Source organism: Flavobacterium sp. J27, assembly GCF_004303025.1.
Lineage (GTDB): Bacteria > Bacteroidota > Bacteroidia > Flavobacteriales > Flavobacteriaceae > Flavobacterium.
The window spans coordinates 244,755-268,126 of sequence record NZ_PJQW01000002.1; the positions used below are offsets into that span (position 1 = coordinate 244,755).

Consider the following 23,372-nt stretch of genomic DNA (forward strand, 5'->3'; position numbering starts at 1 on the left):
ACAAATGCTACTTCATATATTTAATTTAAGAACATGTTAGAAAAAATAATTTCCTTTAGTTTAAAGAATAAACTTATAATACTACTATTTGTTATAGGTATGGTAGGTTTTGGTTTGTATTCTTTAACCAAAATACCTATCGGTGCTGTTCCTGATATTACTAATAATCAGGTTCAGGTTATCACAACTTCACAAAATTTGTCTACACAAGACATAGAACAATATATTACCTATCCTGTAGAATTAGAGATGGCAAATTTGCCAGGTGTTGAAGAAATAAGATCAGTTTCAAAATTTGGATTATCTGTTGTTACTATAGTTTTTAATGATGAAATGGGCACTTACTTACCGAGACAGCTCATAGCTGAAAAAATAAAGTCAGCTTCAGAAAAAATTCCTCAAGGTTTTGGCACCCCAGAAATGGGACCAATAACAACTGGGTTAGGTGAAATTTATCAATATACACTTGAAGTTCAACCAAAATTTAAAGAAGAATATTCGGTTACAGATTTAAGAACCTTACAAGATTGGGTGGTAAAAAGACAACTTTCTGGCGTTAAAGGTGTGGTTGAAATTAATACTTGGGGTGGTTATTTAAAGCAATACGAAATTTCTGTTGTTCCTGCTGTATTAAAATCAATGAATCTTACAATTAATGAAATATTTACAGCTTTAGAAAAAAACAATAGCGTGGCAGGTGGAGCTTATATTGAAAAAACAAACCAAAGTTATTTTATTCGAGGAGAAGGTAAAGTAAATTCACTTGAAGACATCAATAATATTGTTATAAAAACGGTTAATGGTAATCCTATTACTATAAAAAATGTTGCTCATGTAGGTTTTGGTGCTGCTAATCGTTTTGGTGCTATAACAGGAAATGGTGAAGGAGAAAAGGTTTTGGGTCAGATTATGATGCTAAAAGGAGCTAATTCAAAACAAGTTATTGAAGATGTTAAAAATAGAATTACTGAAATCAACACTACTTTACCTAGGGGTGTTTATATTAACGGATTTCTAGAACGAAGTGAATTAGTTGCTAAAACAACTTTTACAGTAGCAGAAAATCTAATTTTAGGATGTTTAATTGTAATTTTTGTTGTTGTGTTATTATTAGGGAATTGGCGTTCTGGTTTAGTTGTAGCTTCGGTAATTCCTTTATGCCTTTTATTTGCTATTTCTTTTATGAATATATTTCATATTGATGCTAATTTAATGAGTTTAGGAGCTATCGATTTTGGAATTATAATTGATGGTGCTGTAATTATTGTTGAGTTTATTGCTTTTCAAATAACACAACAATCTGAAAAGCTTCAACATTTAAATAAAGGCAATCAACAAGAAAAAATTGATGAAATTACACAACGAAGTGCTTCAAAAATGATGAATTCAGCAGTTTTTGGACAGCTAATTATCTTAATTGTCTTTATACCTATTTTATCATTATCTGGTGTAGAAGGAAAGATGTTTCAACCGATGGCATTAACTTTTAGTTTTGCATTAGTAGGAGCTATGTTACTTTGTTTTACCTATGTACCAGTAGTTTCTTCTTTGTTTATAAAGCCATCTAAAAAAAACAAAGACCCTTTTTCTAATAAGTTAATAGATAAATTAAATAAATGGTATTTACCTTTAATCACATGGTCCTTAAAAAATACAAAAAAAGTATTATTAGGAGCGCTAGGTCTATTACTTACTGCAATTGTAATTTTTGTAACTATGGGAGGTGAATTTATTCCTACTCTAGACGAAGGTGATTTTGTAATTCAACCCGTTTTAAAAACAGGAACTTCTTTATCTAAAACGATTGAAACAACCACAAGAATTGAAAAAATTATTCTGAAAAACTTTCCAGAAGTTTCTCAGGTAGTCAGTAGAATTGGAGCAGCAGAAGTTCCTACAGATCCAATGAGTATGGAGGAAAGTGATATTATTATTAAATTAAAACCAAAGTCGGAATGGATTTCTGCAAATAATAAAGACGAATTAGCTGATAAAATTAAAATAGCAATTGAAAAGAAGATTCCCAATATAGAGATTGAGTTTACACAACCTATAGAGATGCGTTTTAACGAGCTCATTTCTGGAACTCGTTCTGATGTAGCTATTAAAGTTTTTGGAGACGATTTAAAGCTCTTAGCACAAAAAGCAGATGAAATTGCTAGCGCTATTAAAAATATACCAGGTGCTTCTGATATTATTATAGAAAAAACAGAAGGATTACCACAAATGGCAGTCACGTATAACCGTTCTAAAATAGCTCAATATGGTATGAATATTGCAGATTTAAACGAAATTTTATCCTTGGCTTTTGCTGGTAAAAACGTAGGTACTGTTTTTGAAGGTGAAAAACGCTTCGATATGGTAATACGTCTTAATAGCAATTATAGAAGAGATATTCAAGATATTGAGAATGTGTTTGTAAGTACTCCCACAGGAAATCAAATTCCTTTGCAAGAAGTAGCCCAAATAGAATATACTACAGGTCCAGCTAAAATATCGAGAGACAATACAAATAGAAGGGTAGTAGTAGGTGTAAATGTTAGAAATAGAGATTTACAAAGTGTGGTAGACGATATACAAAAGGCAATAACTTCTTCTATCAAACTGCCTACAGGTTACAGGGTTACTTATGGAGGACAATTTGAAAACCTGCAAAGTGCAAAGCAAAGACTCATGGTAGCAGTTCCTATTGCATTAATTCTCATTTTTATACTGTTGTATTTCGCGTTTCATTCTATTAAAGAAGCCATAATGGTTTATTCGGCAATTCCTTTAGCAGCTGTTGGTGGTATTTTATTGTTATGGATTCGCGATTTACCATTTAGTATTTCTGCAGGTGTCGGTTTTATTGCTCTTTTCGGAATAGCAGTTTTAAATGGGATTGTTTTAATTGAGCATTTTAAAGAATTGAAACAACAAGGATTTACTACTTATGATGAACTCATTTTAAAAGGCACAACAGATCGATTAAGACCAGTGCTATTAACGGCAGCCGCAGCCGCTTTAGGCTTTTTACCTATGGCTGTTTCATCTTCAGCTGGTGCAGAAGTACAACGTCCTTTAGCTACAGTTGTTATTGGGGGGTTAATTACAGCAACATTGTTAACTATGCTTGTATTGCCTGTTTTGTATAAAATATTGGAAACTAAGGATTTAAAAAATAGAACTTTTTCTAAAGAGAAAAGGAGTGCTTTGATTTTTTTATTAAGCTTATTCTCAACTCAAAGTTTTTCTCAAAATAATACACAAGAACTAGATTCTTTAATAGCTATAGGATTGAAAAACAATCATAATATCAAAGCATTACAACTGCATGTAGATAAGGCTGAAATAGCTATAAAAACTGCCTATGCATTGGATAAAACGATGATTTATTATAGTTATGATCAAAATAATCTGGCAGCAAATAACGAACCACTTAAAGTTTTTGGAATACAACAAAACTTTGCTTTTCCAACGGTTTATAGTGCTCAAAAGAAGCTTTTGAAAAAGGATTGGGAGAATGAAAAAGCAAAGTTGAAAATACAAGAAAATCTATTGATTAAAGAAATAACTTCAAAGTATAATCAAATAGTTTATTTACAGCACAAGCAAAAATTATATTATTATTTAGATAGTTTGTACCAAAATTTCTCAAAAGCAAGCGACAGACGTTTTGAACTAGGTGAAAGTAATTATTTGGAAAAAATAACTGCTCAAGCTAAATTTCGTCAAATTAATACCAAATTATCACAGTTGGGAAAAGAAAAAGAAAGTGTCTATGAAGCGTTACATGCAGTATTACAAACGGATAAAAAAGTTGTGATTAGGACTTCTAATTTGATAGAACAAAACGATTTAACTATTACTGTTAATAAAGGAATTTATAATTCCTATTTTCAAAGTGTTACAGATTTATATAAAAGTAAATGGAAACTTCAAAAACAACAAGCTTTGCCTGATATTCATCTGCAATATTTTCAAGGAAAAAATACTGGATTATCATCATCATTATATGGTTTTCAAATAGGGGTTTCTATTCCAATTTTCTTTAATGGGACAATTTCTAAGAATAAAATGGTAAAACTAGAGTGGCAAAGTTGGGAAATGGAAAGAATGAATAAAACGATGCAAATAGAAGCTTATGTAAATCAGAAAAACAAAGAATTGGAAAAGCAAAAAGAAAGTATAAACTATTATAATAACTATGGGAAAAAACTTTCAGAAGAAATTTTAAAAGTAGCAAACATGAGCTATAAACATGGGGAAATCGATTTCTTTCAGTTTATACAAAGTTTAGAAAATGCAACTGCTATTCAATTGGAATATCTAGATGCCTTATTAGAATACAATTTAACGCAATTACAATTGCAATATATTACTATAGAATAAAAAAACCAATAAAATGAGAAAAATCATTTATATAATTGTAACAATAATACTTTTTGTTTCTTGTAAAGAAAATACAACAGAGAAACCAAATAACTTTAAAGAGGAAAATATTTCAGTAACCAATGAACAATTTAAAGAATCACAATTTGAAGTAGGTAATCCAAAACGTCACTCTTTTAAAATTGGTGCAAAAGTTACTGGTAAAATTGATGTTCCTCCTGAAAATAGAACTAAAATCACCTCTTTTTTAGGGGGGTATGTTAAAACAACTCATTTGCTGATAGGGGATAAAGTTACTAAAGGACAAGCTTTGGTTACCCTAGAAAACACTGCTTTTATAGACCTTCAAAAAGAATATTTAGAAGTTGCTGAACAAATCCATTATTTACAATCAGAGTACGAAAGACAAAAAACACTATATACTGAAAAAATTACTTCGCAAAAGAATTATTTAAAAGCAGAAAGTGATTATAAGAGAGCAAACGGTATGTATCAAAGTCTACGAAAAAAACTAGAATTATTACATATTTCTCCAGCACAGGTTCATAAAGGTAATTTAACAGCAACGATTACAATTTATGCTCCTATTTCAGGAGATGTAACAGTAATGAATGCAAATGTAGGAATGTATATGTCTCCTTCCGATATTATTTTAGAAATTGTAGATACAAATCATTTGCATGTGGAATTAACGGTCTTTGAAAAAGATATTTTGAAAATTCATGAAGGACAACAAATTCAGTTTACAGTACCTCAAGCATCTAATGAATTATTTAAAGCTGAAGTAGTTCTCGTAGGCAAATCTATTGAAACACAAGATAGATCTATTATGGTGCACGGACACTTAGACGAAAACATTAAACAACGCCTTTTAACAGGAATGTTTGTGGACGCAACAATTATTACGGGCTCCAAAGAAGGACTAGCTGTTCCAATAGACGCGATAATTACTGAGGATGATAAAAATTATGTCTTAGTATTGAAATCAAATTCAAATGGAAATTATATCTTTGAAAAAGCAGTAGTTCAAATAGGAGAAAAAACGACTGATGCTATTGAAATTATTGCAAACAAAAAAATAAACAAAAACTCAAAACTTTTATTAAAAGGAGTTTATGATGTTTACTAATAACAAAATACGATGAATAAAGCACATTTACACATGGTTTTTAACCATTTCCCTATTATTGGTTTATTTTTTGGTATAGGGATTTTACTTTACGGAATTGTAAAAAAGCAAACCATTTTGACTAACACGGCCTATGTTATTTTTATTATTTGTATGATTATGGGTAAAGTAACTATGATGACTGGTGAAGGTGCTGAAGAAATTGTTGAAAAACTTGGAATTTCCCACCATATGATACATGAACACGAAGAAATTGCTGAGACTTTCATGAAAGTGTTATACCTTTTAGGGCTAACTTCAATTGTAGGTTTGTTTGCCAATGCGAAAAAGCATGCTAAAGCACATTTTGTGACTTATTTTGCAATTGTAGTTGCTATTGGTGCAGCTATTCTATCTAAATCTGTGGGTACTTCAGGTGGTGAAATTCGTCATACAGAAATTAGAGAAAATGTGGCAAACGATGGTATAAATATTAATCATGAAGCAATTGATGAAGACTAAAAACAAGTTATGGAAAATGAATTAGAAAATTATTTAGACAATCATTACATCCATAAAAGTAATTGGTTACGTGCTGCTGTTTTAGGTGCAAATGATGGTATTTTATCAACATCGAGTATTGCTATTGGTGTAGCAGCAGCTAGCGACTTCAGAGAACCTGTAATTCTAGCAACTTTGGCAGGTTTAGTAGCAGGAGCATTATCTATGGCTGCTGGTGAATATGTGTCGGTTAGTTCGCAAACTGATGTTGAAAAAGCAGATATTGAAAGAGAGAAACAAGAACTACAGGAAATGCCTGAAATTGAATTAGAAAGATTAGCTGCTATATATGAATCTCGAGGTTTAAAAAAAGAAACCGCACTAAGAGTTGCTAAAGAATTAACAGCTCATGATGCATTGGGAGCTCATGTAAGAGACGAATTAGGAATTACCGAAATTAATCAGGCAAAACCTTTACAAGCGGCATTGGCTTCAGGAGCTTCATTTGTTTTTGGAGGTATGTTGCCTTTTTTAGTTACCTTATTTTTTCCTGTAAAAAACTTAGAATATTACTTGTATGTTTTTGCTATTATTTTTTTAGGTTTTTTAGGAGCATTAGCCGCTAAAACTGGAGGTTCAAATATTTTGAAAGCGGTTTTAAGAGTTACATTTTGGGGTACAATTGCTATGGTTTTAACTGCAATTGTCGGTCATGTTTTTGGTGTAAATTTGGCTTAAATTAAAAAATAATTTATATATTTTTTGTTAAACAGTTGTTTTTTAAAAAACTTTGTTTTTATATTTGTACTGTTAAAAATAACACAAAACTATGTTTTTAAATCAATTACATCATCATCATTTTTTCCACGCTCAAGCGAGGCAATGATGATTTTGTAGTAATCCAAAATAATTATAAACCCGTTTGAGTAAATCAAACGGGTTTTTTCTTTTCTAAAAAAGCAATATGATTTACTCAGACATTTTAAAACAAACTAATGAGTATCTTAAAAATTGCAATTCAAAAATCTGGTAGGCTTTATGATGATAGCATCCAGTTGTTAAAAGATTCTGGTATTTCTGTTTACAATGGAAACGACCAATTAAAAGTTACCGCATCAAACTTTCCACTCGAAGTTTATTTCTTGCGAAACTCGGATATTCCACAATATTTAATTGATGGAGTAGTAGATGTTGCTATTGTAGGAGATAATTTGCTAGTTGAAAAAGGCAAAAATATAAGTGTCGCGGAACGATTAGGATTCTCAAAATGTAAAGTATCAGTGGCTGTTCCAAAATCATTTTCTTATTCTTCTTTAAAAGATTTAGATGGGTTAAGAATAGCTACCTCTTATCCCAATACGGTAACAGATTATTTTTCATCCAAAGGGATGTCTGTTGATATTCACCAAATCTCTGGATCAGTAGAAATTGCACCAAACATTGGTCTTTCAGATGCTATAGTTGATATTGTATCTAGTGGAAGTACATTGTTTAAAAACGGACTAAAAGAAGTGGAAGTCATTTTAAAAAGCGAAGCTGTTTTAGCTGTATCTCCTGAAATTACAACTGAAACCAAAGCTCTTTTAGATAAGTTACAGTTTCGCATCCAAGCAGTACTGAGATCGAGAAAATCAAAATACATACTCATGAATGTACCTAATGAAAAAATCGATAGCATCACCAAAATTTTACCAGTTTTAAAAAGCCCTACAGTAATGCCTTTGAGTGAAAAAGGATGGAGTAGTTTACATTCTGTAATTGATGAAGATACTTTTTGGGAAGTTATCGATCAATTAAAAGAAGCTGGAGCAGAAGGAATATTAGTTTGTCCAATAGAAAAAATGGTGCTTTAAAAAGTAAAAAATATGTATAAAATAGAAAATCCCTCACAAAGCGAATGGTCACAATTGTTACAAAGACCTACTGCAACTTTTACGGATATTGAAGAGACTGTAAAAGAAATTTTTAAAGAAGTGCAACAAAAAGGAAATCAAGCCATTATAAAATATACTTCTTTGTTTGATGGAATTACCCTATCCAATTTTGTAGTTACTTCTGAAGAGTTTCAACAGGCTAGTAACTTAATTTCTAATGAATTAAAAGAAGCGATTCAATTGGCAAAGAATAATATTGAAAAGTTTCATTTTGCTCAAAAAACAAATAAAATTGAAGTAACTACTACTGAGGGCGTTTTATGTTGGCAAGAAAAAAGACCGATTCAAAAAATAGGGTTGTACATACCAGGAGGTTCAGCGCCTTTATTTTCAACCGTTTTAATGCTTTCCATTCCGGCTAAAATTGCAGGCTGTAAAGAAATTATTTTATGTACACCTCCAGATAATAAAGGAAATATAAATCCAGCGATTTTATATGCAGCACAATGTTGTGGTGTTACCAAAATATATAAAATAGGAGGTATTCAAGCTATTGCAGCCATGACTTATGGTACAGAAACAGTTGAAAAAGTATATAAAATTTTTGGACCTGGAAATCAATTTGTGACAGTTGCAAAGCAATATGCATCACAATTAGGCGTTGCCATAGACATGCCAGCTGGACCGAGTGAATTGTTAGTTTTTGCCGATGAAACCGCTGTGCCAAGTTTTGTAGCATCCGATTTATTAAGTCAGGCCGAACACGGAAAAGACAGTCAAGTTATTTTAGTAACAACTTCAAAAGAAATGGTATATAAAGTAGAAGATGAAGTTGCCAAACAATTAGAATATTTACCTAGAAAAGTAATTGCTCAACAAGCAATAAATAATTCTAGATTAATTTATGTTGACTCAGAAGAAAAAGCGATGGCATTAATTAATGAATATGGTCCGGAACATTTTATCATTTGTGCAAAAAACGAAGATTTTTTTGTAAACGCTATTCAAAATGCAGGATCTGTATTTATTGGAAATTATACCCCAGAAAGTGCGGGTGATTATGCTTCCGGTACAAATCATACTTTACCTACAAACGGTTACTCTAAAAGTTATAGTGGCGTTAATTTAGATAGTTTCTTAAAAGCAATGACATTTCAGAAAATTACAGAAGCAGGTTTGCAAAAAATTGGCAAGGCAATAGAAATTATGGCAGAAGCAGAAGGATTACAAGCACACAAAAATGCAATACGTATTCGTTTACAATAATAAAAAATACTAACAGATAAACCTCTAACAAAACAAAACTTGAATGATGCGAGTCACAGAAAAGAAATTTAATCTAAATCTATTAATTCGGGATAATATAAAAGCAATGCGCCCTTATTCTTCTGCAAGAGATGAATTTAATGAATTGAATAGCAATAATATGATTTTTTTAGACGCTAATGAAAATCCTTTTGAAAATGATGTAAATCGGTATCCAGATCCACATCAAAAAGCATTAAAAGAGGTTTTAGCAACCATAAAAAACGTAAATTCAGCTAGCATTGTCATAGGTAATGGTAGCGATGAAGTATTGGATTTGTTGTTTAGAGCTTTTTGTGAACCTAATGTTGATAATATTATTACATTACCACCTACATATGGTATGTACGGTGTTTTGGCCAATTTAAACGCCATTGAAAACAAACGAATTCTTTTAACAGATGATTTTCAACCCAACGTAAGTTCGATTTTAAACCGAGCAAATGAGCATACTAAAATGATATTTCTTTGTTCACCTAATAATCCTACTGGAAATACATTTTCTGAGACCGAAATATTAAAAATATTAAAAGAATTTAAAGGGTTAGTAGTTATTGATGAAGCTTATATCGAGTTTTCAGAGAAACCTTCTTGGTTAAAACGAATCAACGAATATGAGAATCTGGTAATTGTTCAAACCCTTTCTAAAGCTTATGGAATGGCAGGCTTACGATTAGGATTACTTTTCGCTTCGCCTGAAATTATTGCTGTTTTAGAAAAAATAAAACCACCTTATAATGTAAATAGTATTTCACAAAAAATAGCCATTGAAAAATTGGCAAGTATGAAATATATTTACGAAATAGAAGAATTAAAATCGGAAAGGGAGAGAGTCATGAAAGCTTTAGTTCGCTGTAAAATTGTAACTGAAATTTTCCCCTCAGAAACTAATTTTATTTTATTTCGAGTTGATAATGCTACTTTTCAATACCATCAGTTTTTACAAAATGGCATTGTAGTTAGAAACCGTTCTAATGATTCTTTGTGTAGAAGCTGTCTACGAATTACCATTGGTACACCAAAAGAAAATGATAAAGTAATTGAATTACTAAAAAACCTAAAAAATGTCTAAAAAAGTATTATTCATCGATAGAGATGGAACATTAATTAAAGAAACAATCGACGAACAAATCGATTCGTTTGAAAAAATGATTTTTTATCCAAAATGTATTCCTTTTTTAAGTAAAATAGCTCAGGAATTAGATTATGAATTGGTTATGATAACCAATCAAGACGGTTTAGGAACAGCTTCTTTTCCTGAAGAAACTTTTTGGCCAGTGCATAATTTTATTATAAAAACGTATGAAAATGAGGGTGTTATATTTGATAAAGTGCTTTTAGATCGTACTTTTCCTTATGAAAATGCACCTACTCGTAAACCAGGAACGGGTTTACTTACTTCTTATTTCTCAGAGACCTATAATCTAAAAGAATCTTTTGTAATTGGAGATCGTTTAACCGATGTAGAGTTGGCGAAGAATCTAGGTGCTAAAGCCATCTTTATTAATGATAATACAAATTTAGGAACCAATGAAATTTCAGTTAAAAGAGAAATATTAACCCCGGTTATTGCTTTAGAGACTAATGATTGGCAACAAATATATGAGTTTTTAAAACTCAAAGAAAGAACGGCCTCTATAACAAGAAAAACAAATGAAACGGATATTACCATTACTTTAAATTTAGATGGTACAGGAAAGAGTAATATCAATACAGGCCTGGCTTTTTTTGATCATATGTTAGATCAAATTGCACGTCATGGTCAAATGGATTTAACAATACAAGTTATTGGTGATTTAGAAGTAGATGAACATCACACTATTGAAGATACTGCGATTGCGTTAGGAGAAGTTTTTGCATTGGCTTTAGGTAATAAATTAGGTATAGAACGTTACGGCTTTTGTTTACCAATGGATGACTGTTTGGCGCAAGTGGCTATCGATTTTGGAGGTAGAAACTGGTTGGTTTGGGATGCCGAATTTAGAAGAGAGAAAATCGGTGATATACCAACTGAAATGTTTTTTCATTTTTTTAAATCATTTACTGACGGAGCAAAAGCCAATTTAAATATAAAAGTAGAGGGGACAAATGAACACCATAAAATTGAAGCTATTTTTAAAGCGTTGGCCAAGGCTATTAAAGCAGCTATTAAAAGAGATGCAGCTAAAATGATTTTACCAAGTACCAAAGGAATGCTTTAAACTTACTGGAAAGTCATAAAGTTTAAGGAGAAAAAAATGATATTCTATATTAAAATTTCAATTCAATAAAAATGAAAATAGCCATTATTGACTATGGAGCAGGTAACATACAAAGTGTGTTATTTGCTTTAGAAAGAATTGGTTTTCAATCTTTTGTTACAAACGATTGGAATCAAATTAAAACTGCTGATAAAGTAATTTTTCCTGGTGTAGGTGAGGCAAGTAGCGCTATGAATAAGTTAATTGAAAGCGGTTTGCATGTCTTAATTCCTACTTTAAAACAACCTGTTTTGGGGATTTGTTTAGGAATGCAATTATTATGCAAGAGTTCAGAAGAAGGAAACACAAAAGGTTTAGGCATTTTTGACATTGATGTGATTAAATTTTCTGATAAAGTTAAAGTACCACAAATGGGTTGGAACACTATATATAACTTACAATCTGAACTTTTTAAAGGTATTTCTGAAAATGAATACATGTATTTAGTACATAGTTTTTATGTTCCAAAGAATACAAATGCCATTGCTTTAACAGATTATGATACAACATACGCAACAGCTTTGCGTAAAGATAATTTTTATGGAGTACAGTTCCACCCTGAAAAAAGTGGAGCTTTGGGAGAACAAATTTTGAAGAACTTTTTACTACTAACTTAATTAAGTTAAAATAATGAGAATTATACCAGCAATTGATATTATAGAAGGAAAATGTGTGCGTTTATCTAAAGGCGATTATGATACTAAAAAAATATACAATGAGAATCCACTTGAAGTAGCCAAATCATTTGAAAATCATGGTATTGAATATTTGCATTTAGTAGATTTAGATGGAGCCAAATCAAGTAAAATAATAAATTATAAGGTTTTGGAACAAGTTGCTATAAAAACAAATTTAAAAATTGATTTTGGAGGTGGCTTAAAATCAGATGAAGATTTACGAATAGCTTTTGAAAGTGGGGCAAATCAAATAACCGGCGGAAGTATAGCGGTTAAAAACCCTGAAATATTTCAAAAGTGGATAACGCAATACGGTTCAGATAAAATTATTTTAGGAGCTGACACAAAAGATGGAAAAATTGCTATTACAGGTTGGTTAGAAAATAGTGAAAAACAGATTATTCCTTTTATTCAAAACTATCAAAATGAAGGTATTAGTTATGTAATTTCAACCGATATTACTAAAGATGGTATGCTTCAAGGACCAAATTATGGGTTGTATCAGACTATTTTAAGTCATTGTCCCAATATTAAGTTGATTGCTTCTGGAGGTATTTCTTCTTATGACGAATTACCAAAATTGGCAACTTTAGGTTGTGAAGGGACTATTATTGGTAAAGCCATTTACGAAAATAGGATTAGCTTAAAGCAATTAGAAGATTTTATTATTAAAAGTATTAATTACTAGTTACTACTACCTAATTCCCAAAATTATGCTTACAAAAAGAATTATTCCTTGTTTAGATATAAAAAATGGACGTACAGTGAAAGGAGTTAATTTTCTAGATTTAAAAGATGCTGGAAATCCTGTTGAATTGGCAAAAAAATATTCAGAAAATGGAGCAGATGAATTAGTTTTTTTAGATATCTCTGCTACAGAAGAGCGAAGAAAAACATGGGCAAATCTAGTAAAAGAAATTGCTAAAACGATTAATATTCCCTTTACAGTAGGAGGAGGTATCTCGTCTGTTGCAGACGTTGCCTTACTTTTAAATAATGGTGCTGATAAAATTTCCATTAATTCTTCTGCTTTGCAAAATCCACAATTAATAAATGAATTAGCATCAAAATTTGGTAGCCAGTGTATCGTTGTGGCTATTGATGCAAAACAAGTTAACACTGATTGGATAGTGTATCAAATGGGTGGTAAAATACCTACAGAACAAAGACTATTCCTTTGGGCAAAAGAAATAGAAGATCGAGGTGCAGGCGAAGTACTTTTTACATCAATGGATCATGATGGTACAAAAAATGGTTTTGCTAACAAAGCATTAAACCAATTGGCAAAAACAGTAAATATTCCAATAATTGCATCGGGTGGAGCAGGAAATATGCAACATTTTGTAGATGCTTTTCATTTAGGAAATGCTGATGCAGCTTTAGCAGCCAGTGTTTTTCATTTTCAAGAAATAGAAATACCTGTATTGAAGCAGTATTTAAAGAATAAAAAATTAGCAATACGAATGTAAAAAATAGATACAATCTAAATTGAAATGAATACAATGACAATAGATTTTACAAAAAACGAAAATGGGTTAGTTCCTGCAATTATTCAAGATAATGAAACAAAAAATGTTCTAATGTTAGGTTATATGAACCAAGCTGCATTAGATACCACTTTGATGACAAAAAAAGTAACCTTCTTTAGTCGTTCTAAAAACAGATTATGGATGAAAGGTGAGGAGAGTGGTCATTTTTTAGAATTGGTTTCCATAAAAAAAGATTGTGACAATGACACTTTGCTACTACAGGTGAATCCAAATGGGCCAACATGCCACACAGGTTCAGATACTTGTTGGGATGAACCCAATATATCAAATTATGGCTTTATCACGAGATTAGAAAATACTATAAAAAAACGTAAAGAAGAAGCGAATACTCAAACCAGTTATGTAGCGAACTTATTTGAGAAAGGGATTAATAAAATAGCACAAAAAGTGGGTGAAGAAGCTGTAGAACTTGTCATAGAAGCAAAAGATAATAATGAAAACTTATTTTTAAACGAAAGTGCAGATTTATTGTTTCATTTTCTTATTTTATTACAAGCAAAAGGATTTGAGTTACATGATGTTGTAAATATGTTGAAAAGTAGAGAAAAATAGCGCTATTTAAAAAAAAATATAAATCACTATTTATAGTGATTTATTCAAGTAGGGCTATGTAATATTTTTGCATTTTTAAATATCATAAATATAAAAATGAAACAAATTTTACTTATTCTATTTACTATTTTTACATTTAGTATGCAAGCTCAAACCACCTACACATATAATGGAATAGGTGATTGGACAGATCAAGCAAATTGGAGCCCTAGTTATCCAGGAACAGTATTAGCTGCCACAGATGAAATTATTATTACGGTTGGTTCTGAAGTAGAAGTAGTATATTATACTATAAATGGAAAATTAACCAATAGAGGAAAAATAACCAGTAATTCTTTTTTTACAATTAATGGAAGCATGATCAATATTGGAACATTTCAAAGTAATTCTTTTTTTACAAATAATGGAACATTGACTAATCTAGGAACATTTCGGAGTAATTCTTTTTTTGATAATTTAGGTACATTTAATAATGAAGGTACCTTGATTAATAATTCGTTTGGAACAAATATAGGAACAATAAATAACACGGGGGTTTTTACTATAAGTACTAGTTTTTATAATAATAATATAATTCTAAATGATGGATCTATTGTAATTAATTCAACTCTTTCGGGAAATAATATTTCGCATAGTAATAATTTTAATTTAACAAATGGTTTAAGTCCAGGTGAAAGTAGCAGTTTAAAATTAGGAACTTATGTTTTTGATGCTGATTTATTTTTTGAAAATAATGCAAAATTATACATCGATATAAATAGTACCGAGAATGATTTAGTAGCAGTTTCTAATGTAGCAACTTTAAATGGTAGATTAGATGTTACTCTTTTAGATGATTATGATCCCGTCATAGACTCAGAATTTACTATTTTAACCGCAAATACTATTACGGGTACATTCAGTGCTTTAAATTTTCCAGATTTAGGAAGCGATAAAGAATTTGTTATTATCTATAATCCAACTTCAGTCGTTTTAAAGGTTGTAGATAGTACTACATTATATGCAGGAAATTTTAATTCAGAAGACTCAAATTTAATTTTGTATCCAAATCCAACTACAGATGGCGTTTCTATCATAGGAATAACACAACCCGAAAAAGTAGTTATTTATTCTACTTTGGGTGTTAAAGTAGCTACATTTACTGTTGATCAGATAAACAATACTATTACTATTAGTCATCTAAAAGAAGGAACTTATTTTTTAACTATTGGTAACAATAAACAAAAATTAATTAAAAGATAATTGTTTTATTAAGTATAAAAACCGCTCTATTTTTAATAGAAAGGAGCGGTTTTTAATAGGTGTATTAAGTTTTAATTTTTTAAGAAAGTATTAGAATGTTTATCTAGCATTAATACATATTCTCCTTTTGATAGATGCGAAATACTAATTCTGTTATTTGTAATAATTTCATTTTCAATTAATTTCCCTTGAAGATCATAAATTTGATATTTTTCAAAAGTATATTGACTTTCAATTTTAATCACATCAGAAGATGGATTTGGATATACTTTTATTTTAGGATTAGTAGTTACAAAACTTGTATGTCCTAAGAAAGAATTAATAGGCATTTTAGAAATTTTTCCTGTAATAGTTTGTACAAAAACTAAGTCGTTACCTATTAAAATAACGCCATTTGGCCATGAATTGACAGGTAATTGTACCATTTCTTGAAACTGAAAATCTGGTTTTGTGTAAATAGAAATGGTACTTGCCGAACTTTCACAAACAAAGAATAAATCCGTATTCATTACAATTCCAGATGCATAGTTTAAGTTGTTTAAAACTACTTCTAAACTACTAGTAGTTACATCTAATTTGTATAGTTTATTGGTATAATTAGACGTAAAATACAAATGTCCTTCAAAAGCAGTAAAAAAATTAGGTTTATAACCCACTAACACATCACTTTGTAAGTTGGTTGTTAAATCTACTTTTACAATTTTAGAATCAGTATATTGTCCAATATATAAATCTCCATTAATTTGTGTCATTGGGCCAGCAACATTTGCCAAAAATTGAGGTTGAAAATTCTCTGAAGATAAATCTATTTTATACGTTTTATGCGGATTTTCAACACCTACATATAAAAAATTATCCTTAGCATATACAAAATTGGGGTTTTCATTCAACTGCAAAATTAATTCAGCAGTAGGGTTCGGTAAGGAATAATCAAAGCGAAATATTTTTTTTCCAGAATACGAATTAAAATAAACGTAATTATCCTTGTAGGTTAGGTTTGAAGCAGTGTTCAGGTTGGTTAATAAATCAGTTACTTGACAAAAAACAAAATTGGTAAATAGCAGTAAAATAAGTAATTTAGTTTTCATAATATCAAGGTTTTAAGTTAATTTGGGATAATAAATATAGACAATTAAAAATTAAAACACGTTGAAAAATAAATATTTTTTAACAATTCTTTAACGTATATAAAATCTTGTAATTCTTTTTTTACTAAAGTTATTGTTATCTTAGATTAGTATTTTTGAAAAAGAAATTTTACTTAATAACGATATAATATTATGCTAAAGAAAGAGATGTTTTCTTACTTGTTAGATTTAAAAGAGAACAACAATAGAGATTGGTTTGCAGAAAACAAAAAGCGCTATGAAACGGAAAGTAAATTAACCAAACAATTTTTTAATGAAGTAGGTGAAGCATTAGGTAAGATAGATAATATTGAAAATATCCAAATTTTCAGAATATATAGAGATGTGCGTTTTTCAAAAAATAAATTACCTTATAAAATTAATTTTAGCGCGGGTTATAGAAGGACAAAGCCTATTTTAAGAGGTGGCTATTATCTTCATATTGAAAATGATGCCAGTTTTGTGGGTGGTGGTTTTTGGGAACCCAACACAGAAGATTTGTTACGTATTCGAAAAGAAATTGCTCTTGATGCTTCAGAATTAAGAGAAATAATTGCTGAAGAAAACTTTGTTAAATATTTTGGTACTTTACAAGGAGAAGAATTAAAAACAGCACCTAGAGATTTTGATAAAAATCATCCAGATATTGATTTAATTAGAAAAAAACAATACTTAGTAACTCGATCTTTTACAAACAAAGAAGTTTTAGATGCTAATTTCAAAGATGAAGTAATTAAAACATTCCAAGTCATGAGACCTTTTTTTGATTATATGACTGAAGTTTTAACCACAAATTTAAATGGGGAAAGCATCATCTAAAATTAATTTATTTTATTCAAATAATTGAATCTGACTTTTTAAACGCTCAATTAACAAATGCATCATTCGTTTGTTAATATTTGAGGAATTTAATATGTATTCTTTGTATTCAGAAATAGTGAACATTCCTATTACAATTCCTTTTAAAGAATTCCTAAATTTGATATCTCTTTGAATGGCATTTTCAATGTAATTCATTTTTTTTTCAGGATTTAAAGTAAAGAACACACCTTTCTGTTTTATGGCATAATTTCGAAAAACTTCAATAAAAAGATCATTTTGAAATTTTAGAATTGGTCTTAAAGTTAAATTTTGAAATTTTTCTTCTAAACTTGATGCGTCTGTGACAGTTCCAATAGATTCTCCTCTTATTTCTAGTATCGCTTCATCTTTAGTTTTCATAACCCTTTCATTTATATATAACTAAAGTTAAAAAAAAATAGCCTTCAATTTTGAAGGCTATTTTTTAGTTATTAAGATAGTATTGTTAATTACTTCAATTTAAAAGTAACACGTCTTACTAATTTTCTTGCGTATGGAGAATTTGCATCAACAGAATTGTCTTCCCCTTTACCAACTTCAATTAAGCGAGAAGCATCGATTCCTGCTTTAACGATTACATCTTTTACAAATGCAGCTCTAGCAGCAGATAATTTATCGTTATATTCTGAACTACCAATTTCATCAGCATATCCAATAATTTCAGCAGTTGCTTTTGGATTTGCTTTTAAAAATTGCGTTACAAATTGAATTGCATTATACGAAGCAGCTGTAGGTTTACTCGAGTTAGTATCAAAATAGACATTAACATATCCACCATTAATCATTTCTTCAATAGATTGACCATCTTTAGAAACCGGTTTGTCATTTTTAATGTTTTCGATATATTTTTCAATTTCATCTGGTACACCATTGTTATTCATGTCTACTGCACGACCTTTTGTATCCACTTGAACACCTGTAATACTATTTGGTTCAGCATCTAAATAATCAGGCACACCATCACGATCAGTGTCATTCATCATTGTTTCTAATTCAGCAACACGTGATTCTAATTCATCTAACTGTTTGTTTCTTGGAATGTACCAATCTGCATGTTTTTCATTTTTACCCAAATAGAAAGAGAAACCAATACTTGCATTGTAGATAGTACTGTTAAAACCTCTGTCATTTGCAACAGCTGGATCATCAATTCCATCAAAGGTATATCTTTGATTTACATTGTTAATCATGGTAAAGTCTGTATTCAATGCAATTCTGTTAGATAATCTAAATTGAGCAGTAAGACCTAAAATAAAATTTGTCATATCGTCATTACCATCAAATTTATCATTTGTCATGAATGAAAAACCAACACCGGTGTGCGCTTGAAGATTGATAGTATTCGTCCAATCTTCAAAATTTAAAACTCTTCCAAGATTAATTACCCCTTGTAAGTTTGTTCTGTAATATTTTCCTTCAAATTCAAAACTCTCAGATTTGTTTTTAAAAGAGTCAAAACCTGCATCTAATTTTAAACCAAACTTGTTGTTAAACATATACCTTAAACCCAAGTCACCATGGATAAAATTGGTATTACTTGCATAATAATTTGTAGAAAATGGAGCAGTAGGTTTGCTTAAACCAGCATTTAAATCAATAGACCATCTGTTAAAATCTATTTCAACTTCTTTTTTAGCCTCTTCTTGCGCACTTACAAATGATGTAATCATCAATGAAAGTGATAAAAAAGCAATAACTTTCTTCATAATGTATTTGAATATTAAATATTGGGCAAAAGTAGGTATTTTTAATTTGATACAAAATAAATTATACGTTATTATATCGATAAATTTAACAGTTTATGTATTTTTGCAACTTAATTTCCCTGTTATGAGATTTAATACAAGAAAATGGGTTAAACCTGAAGACCTAAATCCTAATGAAACTTTATTTGGTGGTAGGTTATTAGCCTGGATTGATGAAGAAGCTGCTCTTTATACTATTATACAATTAGAGAATACAAGAATAGTTACGAAACACATGAGTGAAATCAATTTTATGAGTTCGGCTAAACAAGGAGATATAATAGAATTAGGTATTGAAGTAATTCAATTTGGGAAAACTTCTATTACTTTAAAATGTAAGGCAAGAAATAAAATGACTCAAGAAACCATTTTAACTGTAGATTCTATAACTATGGTTAATTTGGACGAAAACGGAAAGCCAAAACCACATGGGAAAACAAAAGTTGAATTTGTAGATGATAGGCTAAAAAATAGAATTTAGTTATCTAATATACTCATTCCATTATCTAATTCATATAGTTCTAAGCCAAAGAAACTCACGGAAGCAATAATATGGTCAAAAATATCTGCCATAATATGTTCGTAATTTTCCCAAGTTTTATCTTTTGAAAAACAATAGATTTCTACAGGAATTCCTTTTTCTGTAGGTTGTAAATGTCTTACCATTAGCATCATTCCTTTGTTAATTCCAGAATGATTTTTAATATATTCTTCTATATATTTTCTAAACAAACCTAAGTTCGTAAGATTTCTACCATTAATAACTAACGATTTATCAATATTATTATTACTATTATATTTATCTATATCATTTTGTCTATGATTGATATATGAAGTAATATTTTGAATTTTTTTATAATGTTCTAATTCATCAGTTTGAATAAAACGAACCGATTTTGCTTTGATTAATACGAAACGTTTAATTCTTCTACCATCAGAATTTTGCATTCCTCTCCAGTTTTTAAAACTATCTGAAATTAAACTATACGTAGGAATTGTAGTAGTTGTATTATCAAAATTTCTAACTTTTACTGTAGCTAAATTAATTTCAATAACATCTCCATCTGCACCAAATTTTTCCATGGTTATCCAATCCCCAATGCGAACCATGTCGTTTACCGATACAGAAATACTTGCTACAAATCCTAAAATCGTATCTCTAAAGACTAAAATAATGATAGCGGAAACCGAACCTAATGTAGTAATGAAGGCCGTTTTATTTACACTAAAAAGAATAGAAATAAAAGAAATAACACCAAAAATCCATAGCATTATCATAATTACCTGAATGTAGCTATCTATGGGTTTATCACTATATCTGGGTTTGTGTTTTAGATAATCTTTTAAGGCATTAAATACAGATCTTATAATCCATAAAGTGAGAATAATAATGTATATTTTAACGCTTTTTTCAAAGAAAACTTCCCAATATTTAAATTCAGTCAAAATAATAGGAACTGTTTTATATACAAAAATTAAAGGTACTAAATGGGCTATATATTTTGCTGTTTTATTGGCTACTAAAAAATCATCAAAAGTAGATTTTGTTCTCGCAGCAATAATTGCTAAAATAACAATGAGTACCTTTTTAAATAGATAATCTAAAAAATAAGCAATAAAAATAAGAATGATAATATTTGTAAAAACATTAGTATATACTGCTATATTTTCACTTACATCAAGGTTTTTAAGTATTTTATAAGTCCAATTAAAAACAGTCATTATTTAACTACAAGTATTTTTTTTCAATGTAAAATGTTCCAAATGGAATGATTGATGCTAAGCATATAATACCAAATTTCTTCATTTCCCATTTTTGTTCTATTTTGAGTAAAAGAGCTAATGCAATATATAAAATAAATAATAACCCGTGTACCATACCAATATGTTTTACAAATATAGGGTTATGAAAAATATATTTCATTGGCATGGCAAAAAACAACAAGGCAAGCAATGAAATACCTTCTAACAAGGCAATAATTTTAAAAATTTTAATCATGATAGGGCAGCATAAATAATGTAACCGTAAATTACAAATCTAAAAATTCTAAGTGAGGCAAAAATAAAGAATTGTTTTTGCGGAAATTTAATCATTCCAGCAGCTAAACAAGCAATAGCAAATGGAAGCGGTAATAAAGCACCAACTGCAATTAAAAAACCACCCCATTTTTGCATATTTCTAATGTGTTTGGTCATTCTGCCTTCTAAATAATCATTAATTTTTGGAATTAACAACAAAGTTCTGCCTTTATAATAAGATATAACTCCTCCTAAATATGAAAGAGCCGCAAGAATGGATAAATAGAGTAGAGGTGAAGCACTGTTCTTCGTCCAAGCAATAAAAATATCTGGAGGTAATAACCCTAAAATACTTTCAGAAACTAAAAATAAAGTAAAGATTGATACATCACTAAAGGTTTGAGTAACATGGTATAGCATTTCGTCTATAGTTATTACTCTATAATTAATATATAATAGGATTCCAATTATAACAGCAAGTGGAAGTAATGCTTTTTTTGAATTTTCCCAAATAAAAGCATAAAAGCCTGTATATTTATAATATTGATGTAGTAATTTAACTCTCGATTTTTTAGGTTTGGACATAAAGGGTAATTTAGGAATACAAATTTACTAAGAATTTTAGGTTTTTTTGTTAAAGTATAGATAAAAAAAAGGGTCAAAAAAGACCCTTTACAATAAAAAAATATTTTTTAAAAAGCAATAAAAGCTTTATTGTATTCTCTAATGTCTAACAAATTATTTTTCTTAGATAAATCGTGTAGAAGTGATAAGAAATATTCAAAACTTTCGATATCATTTTCTTCAGAAATATTTTGAGAAACATCGTTGTCTTCGTTAATAGGTTCATCGTCTGGAATACCAATTAAAAAGGCTCTATTGGCTTCTAAATGTTCATAAGCTAAACGTAAAGACTTAGTAACTACTGGGTTTTGCTCTTCTAGAGAATACTCCCTAATTTTCTTTAAATCAGTAATAATTGAGTCTACATCAAACTTGTTTTGTAAAACTTCTTTTTGAATTTTCTCAATTAATTTTTGTGCATATTTATTTTCCATAGACGTAATAGTTAAAGGGACGCAAATCTAAGATTTTATTCAATGGTATACAATATTTTGTTTCGTATTTTTATCCTCTTTAGTAATTTTTATCAGGTAGAAATACCTGTTTATGGGGGTTTTTACCTGATAAATTGTTGTTTTTTCAATCTTTTTTGTACATTCGTTAATAATTTCTAGTTGTACATATATGAAGCAGTATTACTTATTTTTAATTTTCTTGCTATTTAACTACAATTTTTATTCACAAAACACTTACATACCAGATAATGGTTTTGAGCAGTTGTTAATTGATCTTTCGGTTGATTTTGGCCCATTGGACAACTATGTTCCAACGGCAAATATAGCTGGATTAGAAGATTTGTATATTGTTAGTAATTACAATATTTCTGACTTAACTGGATTAGAGGATTTTGCATCAATCGAAGCACTTTATATTAATAACAATCCAATTACAACCATAGATTTAAGTGGTAATCCAATTTTATATGATGTAAGTTTAACCAATTTGAATTTAACTTCTATTAATCTTTCTAATAATTCTATTTTAGGTTTTTTAGATTTAACGAATAATTCGCTTACAAATTTAGATTTAAGTAGTTTGACTAATTTGCAATATTTAAATTTAGAAGGAAATTCAATAACAGATTTAGACTTAAGTTCAAAAACAAGTTTAACTACTTTAAATGTAAAAAATAATTCCTTGATAAGTTTAAATGTAAAAAGTGGTAACAATATCATTTTAACAACTTTTGATGCTTCAAATAATCCTTCTTTGACATGTATTGAAGTAGACAATGACAGTAATGCAACTGCTGGTGTTGGAAATTATGCATCTTGGATAAAAGATGCAACGGCGAGTTATTCGGTTAATTGTAATCCTTTAAGTATTCCTAATCAAAGTTTAGAAATAAGTTATTTTTATCCAAATCCAATTGGTTCCAATGAAATCCTAAATTTTAAAAACATAAATAATGATTTTACTTTTTCTATTTATGATTATGCTGGGAAATTAATTGATAAAAAGAGTATTTCTACTGATTCTTATCAATTAGGCAATTTAGCTAAAGGAGTTTATATTATTCAGATTCAAACTGATTCGGAACTATTCACAAATAAATTATTGGTAAAATAAGCTAAAA

The 23,372-nt window shown here is 29.5% G+C and carries 23 protein-coding genes; 16 read left to right on the forward strand and 7 right to left on the reverse strand.

Features of this window, described 5'->3' with window-relative positions:
- The first annotated feature begins 33 nt into the window (after window positions 1–33).
- From CX675_RS03170 to CX675_RS03230, 13 genes are all read left to right on the forward strand, one after another.
- Entirely contained in the window at window positions 34–4,371 is a 4,338-nt protein-coding gene (locus tag CX675_RS03170; RefSeq protein ID WP_130733767.1) for a CusA/CzcA family heavy metal efflux RND transporter, read from the forward strand.
- 13 nt (window positions 4,372–4,384) lie between these two features.
- Window positions 4,385–5,500: an efflux RND transporter periplasmic adaptor subunit gene (locus tag CX675_RS03175; protein ID WP_130733768.1), complete on the forward strand. Its 1,116-nt coding sequence runs from the start codon at window positions 4,385–4,387 to the stop codon at window positions 5,498–5,500.
- A gap of 12 nt (window positions 5,501–5,512) precedes the next feature.
- Window positions 5,513–6,001: a hypothetical protein gene (locus CX675_RS03180; RefSeq protein ID WP_130733769.1), complete on the forward strand. Its 489-nt coding sequence runs from the start codon at window positions 5,513–5,515 to the stop codon at window positions 5,999–6,001.
- Window positions 6,002–6,010: 9 nt separating this feature from the next.
- Window positions 6,011–6,718 (forward strand): VIT family protein, encoded by a 708-nt coding sequence (locus tag CX675_RS03185; RefSeq protein ID WP_130733770.1) that lies wholly within the window; start codon window positions 6,011–6,013, stop codon window positions 6,716–6,718.
- 257 nt (window positions 6,719–6,975) lie between these two features.
- On the forward strand, window positions 6,976–7,833 hold the full coding sequence (hisG, locus tag CX675_RS03190; RefSeq protein ID WP_130733771.1) for an ATP phosphoribosyltransferase: 858 nt from the start codon (window positions 6,976–6,978) through the stop codon (window positions 7,831–7,833).
- Between the two features lie 12 nt (window positions 7,834–7,845).
- The gene (gene hisD / locus CX675_RS03195; RefSeq protein WP_130733772.1) at window positions 7,846–9,120 is read left to right on the forward strand and encodes a histidinol dehydrogenase; all 1,275 of its coding nucleotides are present in this window, start codon (window positions 7,846–7,848) and stop codon (window positions 9,118–9,120) included.
- A gap of 43 nt (window positions 9,121–9,163) precedes the next feature.
- Window positions 9,164–10,231: a histidinol-phosphate transaminase gene (hisC, locus tag CX675_RS03200; protein WP_240723580.1), complete on the forward strand. Its 1,068-nt coding sequence runs from the start codon at window positions 9,164–9,166 to the stop codon at window positions 10,229–10,231.
- Entirely contained in the window at window positions 10,224–11,360 is a 1,137-nt protein-coding gene (hisB, locus tag CX675_RS03205) for a bifunctional histidinol-phosphatase/imidazoleglycerol-phosphate dehydratase HisB (RefSeq protein WP_130733773.1), read from the forward strand. The genes hisC and hisB overlap by 8 nt, the downstream gene beginning before the upstream one ends.
- Window positions 11,361–11,431: 71 nt before the next feature.
- Complete coding sequence (gene hisH / locus CX675_RS03210) at window positions 11,432–12,016, forward strand: imidazole glycerol phosphate synthase subunit HisH (RefSeq protein ID WP_130733774.1); 585 nt, start codon at window positions 11,432–11,434, stop codon at window positions 12,014–12,016.
- Between the two features lie 13 nt (window positions 12,017–12,029).
- A complete protein-coding gene (gene hisA, locus CX675_RS03215) occupies window positions 12,030–12,764 on the forward strand; it encodes a 1-(5-phosphoribosyl)-5-[(5-phosphoribosylamino)methylideneamino]imidazole-4-carboxamide isomerase (RefSeq protein ID WP_130733775.1) in 735 nt (244 codons plus the stop codon).
- 25 nt (window positions 12,765–12,789) lie between these two features.
- Window positions 12,790–13,545: an imidazole glycerol phosphate synthase subunit HisF gene (gene hisF / locus CX675_RS03220; protein ID WP_130733776.1), complete on the forward strand. Its 756-nt coding sequence runs from the start codon at window positions 12,790–12,792 to the stop codon at window positions 13,543–13,545.
- A gap of 33 nt (window positions 13,546–13,578) precedes the next feature.
- Complete coding sequence (hisIE, locus tag CX675_RS03225; protein WP_130733972.1) at window positions 13,579–14,178, forward strand: bifunctional phosphoribosyl-AMP cyclohydrolase/phosphoribosyl-ATP diphosphatase HisIE; 600 nt, start codon at window positions 13,579–13,581, stop codon at window positions 14,176–14,178.
- A 96-nt stretch (window positions 14,179–14,274) separates the two neighbouring features.
- Window positions 14,275–15,420 carry a T9SS type A sorting domain-containing protein gene (locus CX675_RS03230; RefSeq protein ID WP_130733777.1) on the forward strand — a complete coding sequence of 382 codons (1,146 nt, stop codon included), beginning with the start codon at window positions 14,275–14,277 and terminating at the stop codon, window positions 15,418–15,420.
- Between the two features lie 71 nt (window positions 15,421–15,491).
- Here CX675_RS03230 and CX675_RS03235 read toward each other — a convergent pair whose 3' ends face one another.
- Window positions 15,492–16,508, reverse strand: a complete 1,017-nt coding sequence (locus CX675_RS03235) for a T9SS type A sorting domain-containing protein (RefSeq protein ID WP_130733778.1) — start codon at window positions 16,506–16,508, stop codon at window positions 15,492–15,494.
- 192 nt (window positions 16,509–16,700) lie between these two features.
- On the opposite strand from CX675_RS03235, the gene CX675_RS03240 reads away from it, so the two are divergent.
- Window positions 16,701–17,366 carry a DUF2461 domain-containing protein gene (locus tag CX675_RS03240; protein ID WP_130733779.1) on the forward strand — a complete coding sequence of 222 codons (666 nt, stop codon included), beginning with the start codon at window positions 16,701–16,703 and terminating at the stop codon, window positions 17,364–17,366.
- 12 nt (window positions 17,367–17,378) lie between these two features.
- On the opposite strand, the gene CX675_RS03245 is transcribed toward CX675_RS03240, so the two are convergent.
- Window positions 17,379–17,768: a glyoxalase gene (locus CX675_RS03245; protein ID WP_130733780.1), complete on the reverse strand. Its 390-nt coding sequence runs from the start codon at window positions 17,766–17,768 to the stop codon at window positions 17,379–17,381.
- A gap of 89 nt (window positions 17,769–17,857) precedes the next feature.
- The gene (locus CX675_RS03250) at window positions 17,858–19,114 is read right to left on the reverse strand and encodes an OmpA family protein (protein ID WP_130733781.1); all 1,257 of its coding nucleotides are present in this window, start codon (window positions 19,112–19,114) and stop codon (window positions 17,858–17,860) included.
- 124 nt (window positions 19,115–19,238) lie between these two features.
- Here CX675_RS03250 and CX675_RS03255 point away from each other — a divergent pair, with 124 nt between their 5' ends.
- On the forward strand, window positions 19,239–19,634 hold the full coding sequence (locus tag CX675_RS03255) for an acyl-CoA thioesterase (RefSeq protein ID WP_130733782.1): 396 nt from the start codon (window positions 19,239–19,241) through the stop codon (window positions 19,632–19,634).
- Here CX675_RS03255 and CX675_RS03260 read toward each other — a convergent pair.
- The 4 genes from CX675_RS03260 to CX675_RS03275 all read right to left on the reverse strand — a co-directional run bounded on the left by CX675_RS03260 (window position 19,631) and on the right by CX675_RS03275 (window position 22,230).
- The gene (locus tag CX675_RS03260; protein WP_130733783.1) at window positions 19,631–20,875 is read right to left on the reverse strand and encodes a mechanosensitive ion channel family protein; all 1,245 of its coding nucleotides are present in this window, start codon (window positions 20,873–20,875) and stop codon (window positions 19,631–19,633) included. The two genes, CX675_RS03255 and CX675_RS03260, sit on opposite strands and share 4 nt — an antisense overlap.
- Window positions 20,876–20,882: 7 nt before the next feature.
- A complete protein-coding gene (locus CX675_RS03265; protein ID WP_130733784.1) occupies window positions 20,883–21,152 on the reverse strand; it encodes a DUF3817 domain-containing protein in 270 nt (89 codons plus the stop codon).
- Window positions 21,149–21,757 (reverse strand): YqaA family protein, encoded by a 609-nt coding sequence (locus tag CX675_RS03270; RefSeq protein ID WP_130733785.1) that lies wholly within the window; start codon window positions 21,755–21,757, stop codon window positions 21,149–21,151. The genes CX675_RS03265 and CX675_RS03270 overlap by 4 nt, the downstream gene beginning before the upstream one ends.
- A gap of 107 nt (window positions 21,758–21,864) precedes the next feature.
- Complete coding sequence (locus CX675_RS03275) at window positions 21,865–22,230, reverse strand: hypothetical protein (protein WP_130733786.1); 366 nt, start codon at window positions 22,228–22,230, stop codon at window positions 21,865–21,867.
- Between the two features lie 190 nt (window positions 22,231–22,420).
- Here CX675_RS03275 and CX675_RS03280 point away from each other — a divergent pair, with 190 nt between their 5' ends.
- Entirely contained in the window at window positions 22,421–23,365 is a 945-nt protein-coding gene (locus tag CX675_RS03280) for a T9SS type A sorting domain-containing protein (protein WP_130733787.1), read from the forward strand.
- Window positions 23,366–23,372 lie beyond the last annotated feature (7 nt).

Coding starts and splice junctions, on each gene's coding strand:
- CX675_RS03170 (WP_130733767.1), top strand. CDS start 34: ATGTTAGAAAAAATAATTTCCTTTAGTTTAAAGAATAAACTTATAATA.
- CX675_RS03175 (WP_130733768.1), top strand. CDS start 4,385: ATGAGAAAAATCATTTATATAATTGTAACAATAATACTTTTTGTTTCT.
- CX675_RS03180 (WP_130733769.1), top strand. CDS start 5,513: ATGAATAAAGCACATTTACACATGGTTTTTAACCATTTCCCTATTATT.
- CX675_RS03185 (WP_130733770.1), top strand. CDS start 6,011: ATGGAAAATGAATTAGAAAATTATTTAGACAATCATTACATCCATAAA.
- hisG (WP_130733771.1), top strand. CDS start 6,976: ATGAGTATCTTAAAAATTGCAATTCAAAAATCTGGTAGGCTTTATGAT.
- hisD (WP_130733772.1), top strand. CDS start 7,846: ATGTATAAAATAGAAAATCCCTCACAAAGCGAATGGTCACAATTGTTA.
- hisC (WP_240723580.1), top strand. CDS start 9,164: ATGATGCGAGTCACAGAAAAGAAATTTAATCTAAATCTATTAATTCGG.
- hisB (WP_130733773.1), top strand. CDS start 10,224: ATGTCTAAAAAAGTATTATTCATCGATAGAGATGGAACATTAATTAAA.
- hisH (WP_130733774.1), top strand. CDS start 11,432: ATGAAAATAGCCATTATTGACTATGGAGCAGGTAACATACAAAGTGTG.
- hisA (WP_130733775.1), top strand. CDS start 12,030: ATGAGAATTATACCAGCAATTGATATTATAGAAGGAAAATGTGTGCGT.
- hisF (WP_130733776.1), top strand. CDS start 12,790: ATGCTTACAAAAAGAATTATTCCTTGTTTAGATATAAAAAATGGACGT.
- hisIE (WP_130733972.1), top strand. CDS start 13,579: ATGACAATAGATTTTACAAAAAACGAAAATGGGTTAGTTCCTGCAATT.
- CX675_RS03230 (WP_130733777.1), top strand. CDS start 14,275: ATGAAACAAATTTTACTTATTCTATTTACTATTTTTACATTTAGTATG.
- CX675_RS03235 (WP_130733778.1), bottom strand. CDS start 16,508: ATGAAAACTAAATTACTTATTTTACTGCTATTTACCAATTTTGTTTTT.
- CX675_RS03240 (WP_130733779.1), top strand. CDS start 16,701: ATGCTAAAGAAAGAGATGTTTTCTTACTTGTTAGATTTAAAAGAGAAC.
- CX675_RS03245 (WP_130733780.1), bottom strand. CDS start 17,768: ATGAAAACTAAAGATGAAGCGATACTAGAAATAAGAGGAGAATCTATT.
- CX675_RS03250 (WP_130733781.1), bottom strand. CDS start 19,114: ATGAAGAAAGTTATTGCTTTTTTATCACTTTCATTGATGATTACATCA.
- CX675_RS03255 (WP_130733782.1), top strand. CDS start 19,239: ATGAGATTTAATACAAGAAAATGGGTTAAACCTGAAGACCTAAATCCT.
- CX675_RS03260 (WP_130733783.1), bottom strand. CDS start 20,875: ATGACTGTTTTTAATTGGACTTATAAAATACTTAAAAACCTTGATGTA.
- CX675_RS03265 (WP_130733784.1), bottom strand. CDS start 21,152: ATGATTAAAATTTTTAAAATTATTGCCTTGTTAGAAGGTATTTCATTG.
- CX675_RS03270 (WP_130733785.1), bottom strand. CDS start 21,757: ATGTCCAAACCTAAAAAATCGAGAGTTAAATTACTACATCAATATTAT.
- CX675_RS03275 (WP_130733786.1), bottom strand. CDS start 22,230: ATGGAAAATAAATATGCACAAAAATTAATTGAGAAAATTCAAAAAGAA.
- CX675_RS03280 (WP_130733787.1), top strand. CDS start 22,421: ATGAAGCAGTATTACTTATTTTTAATTTTCTTGCTATTTAACTACAAT.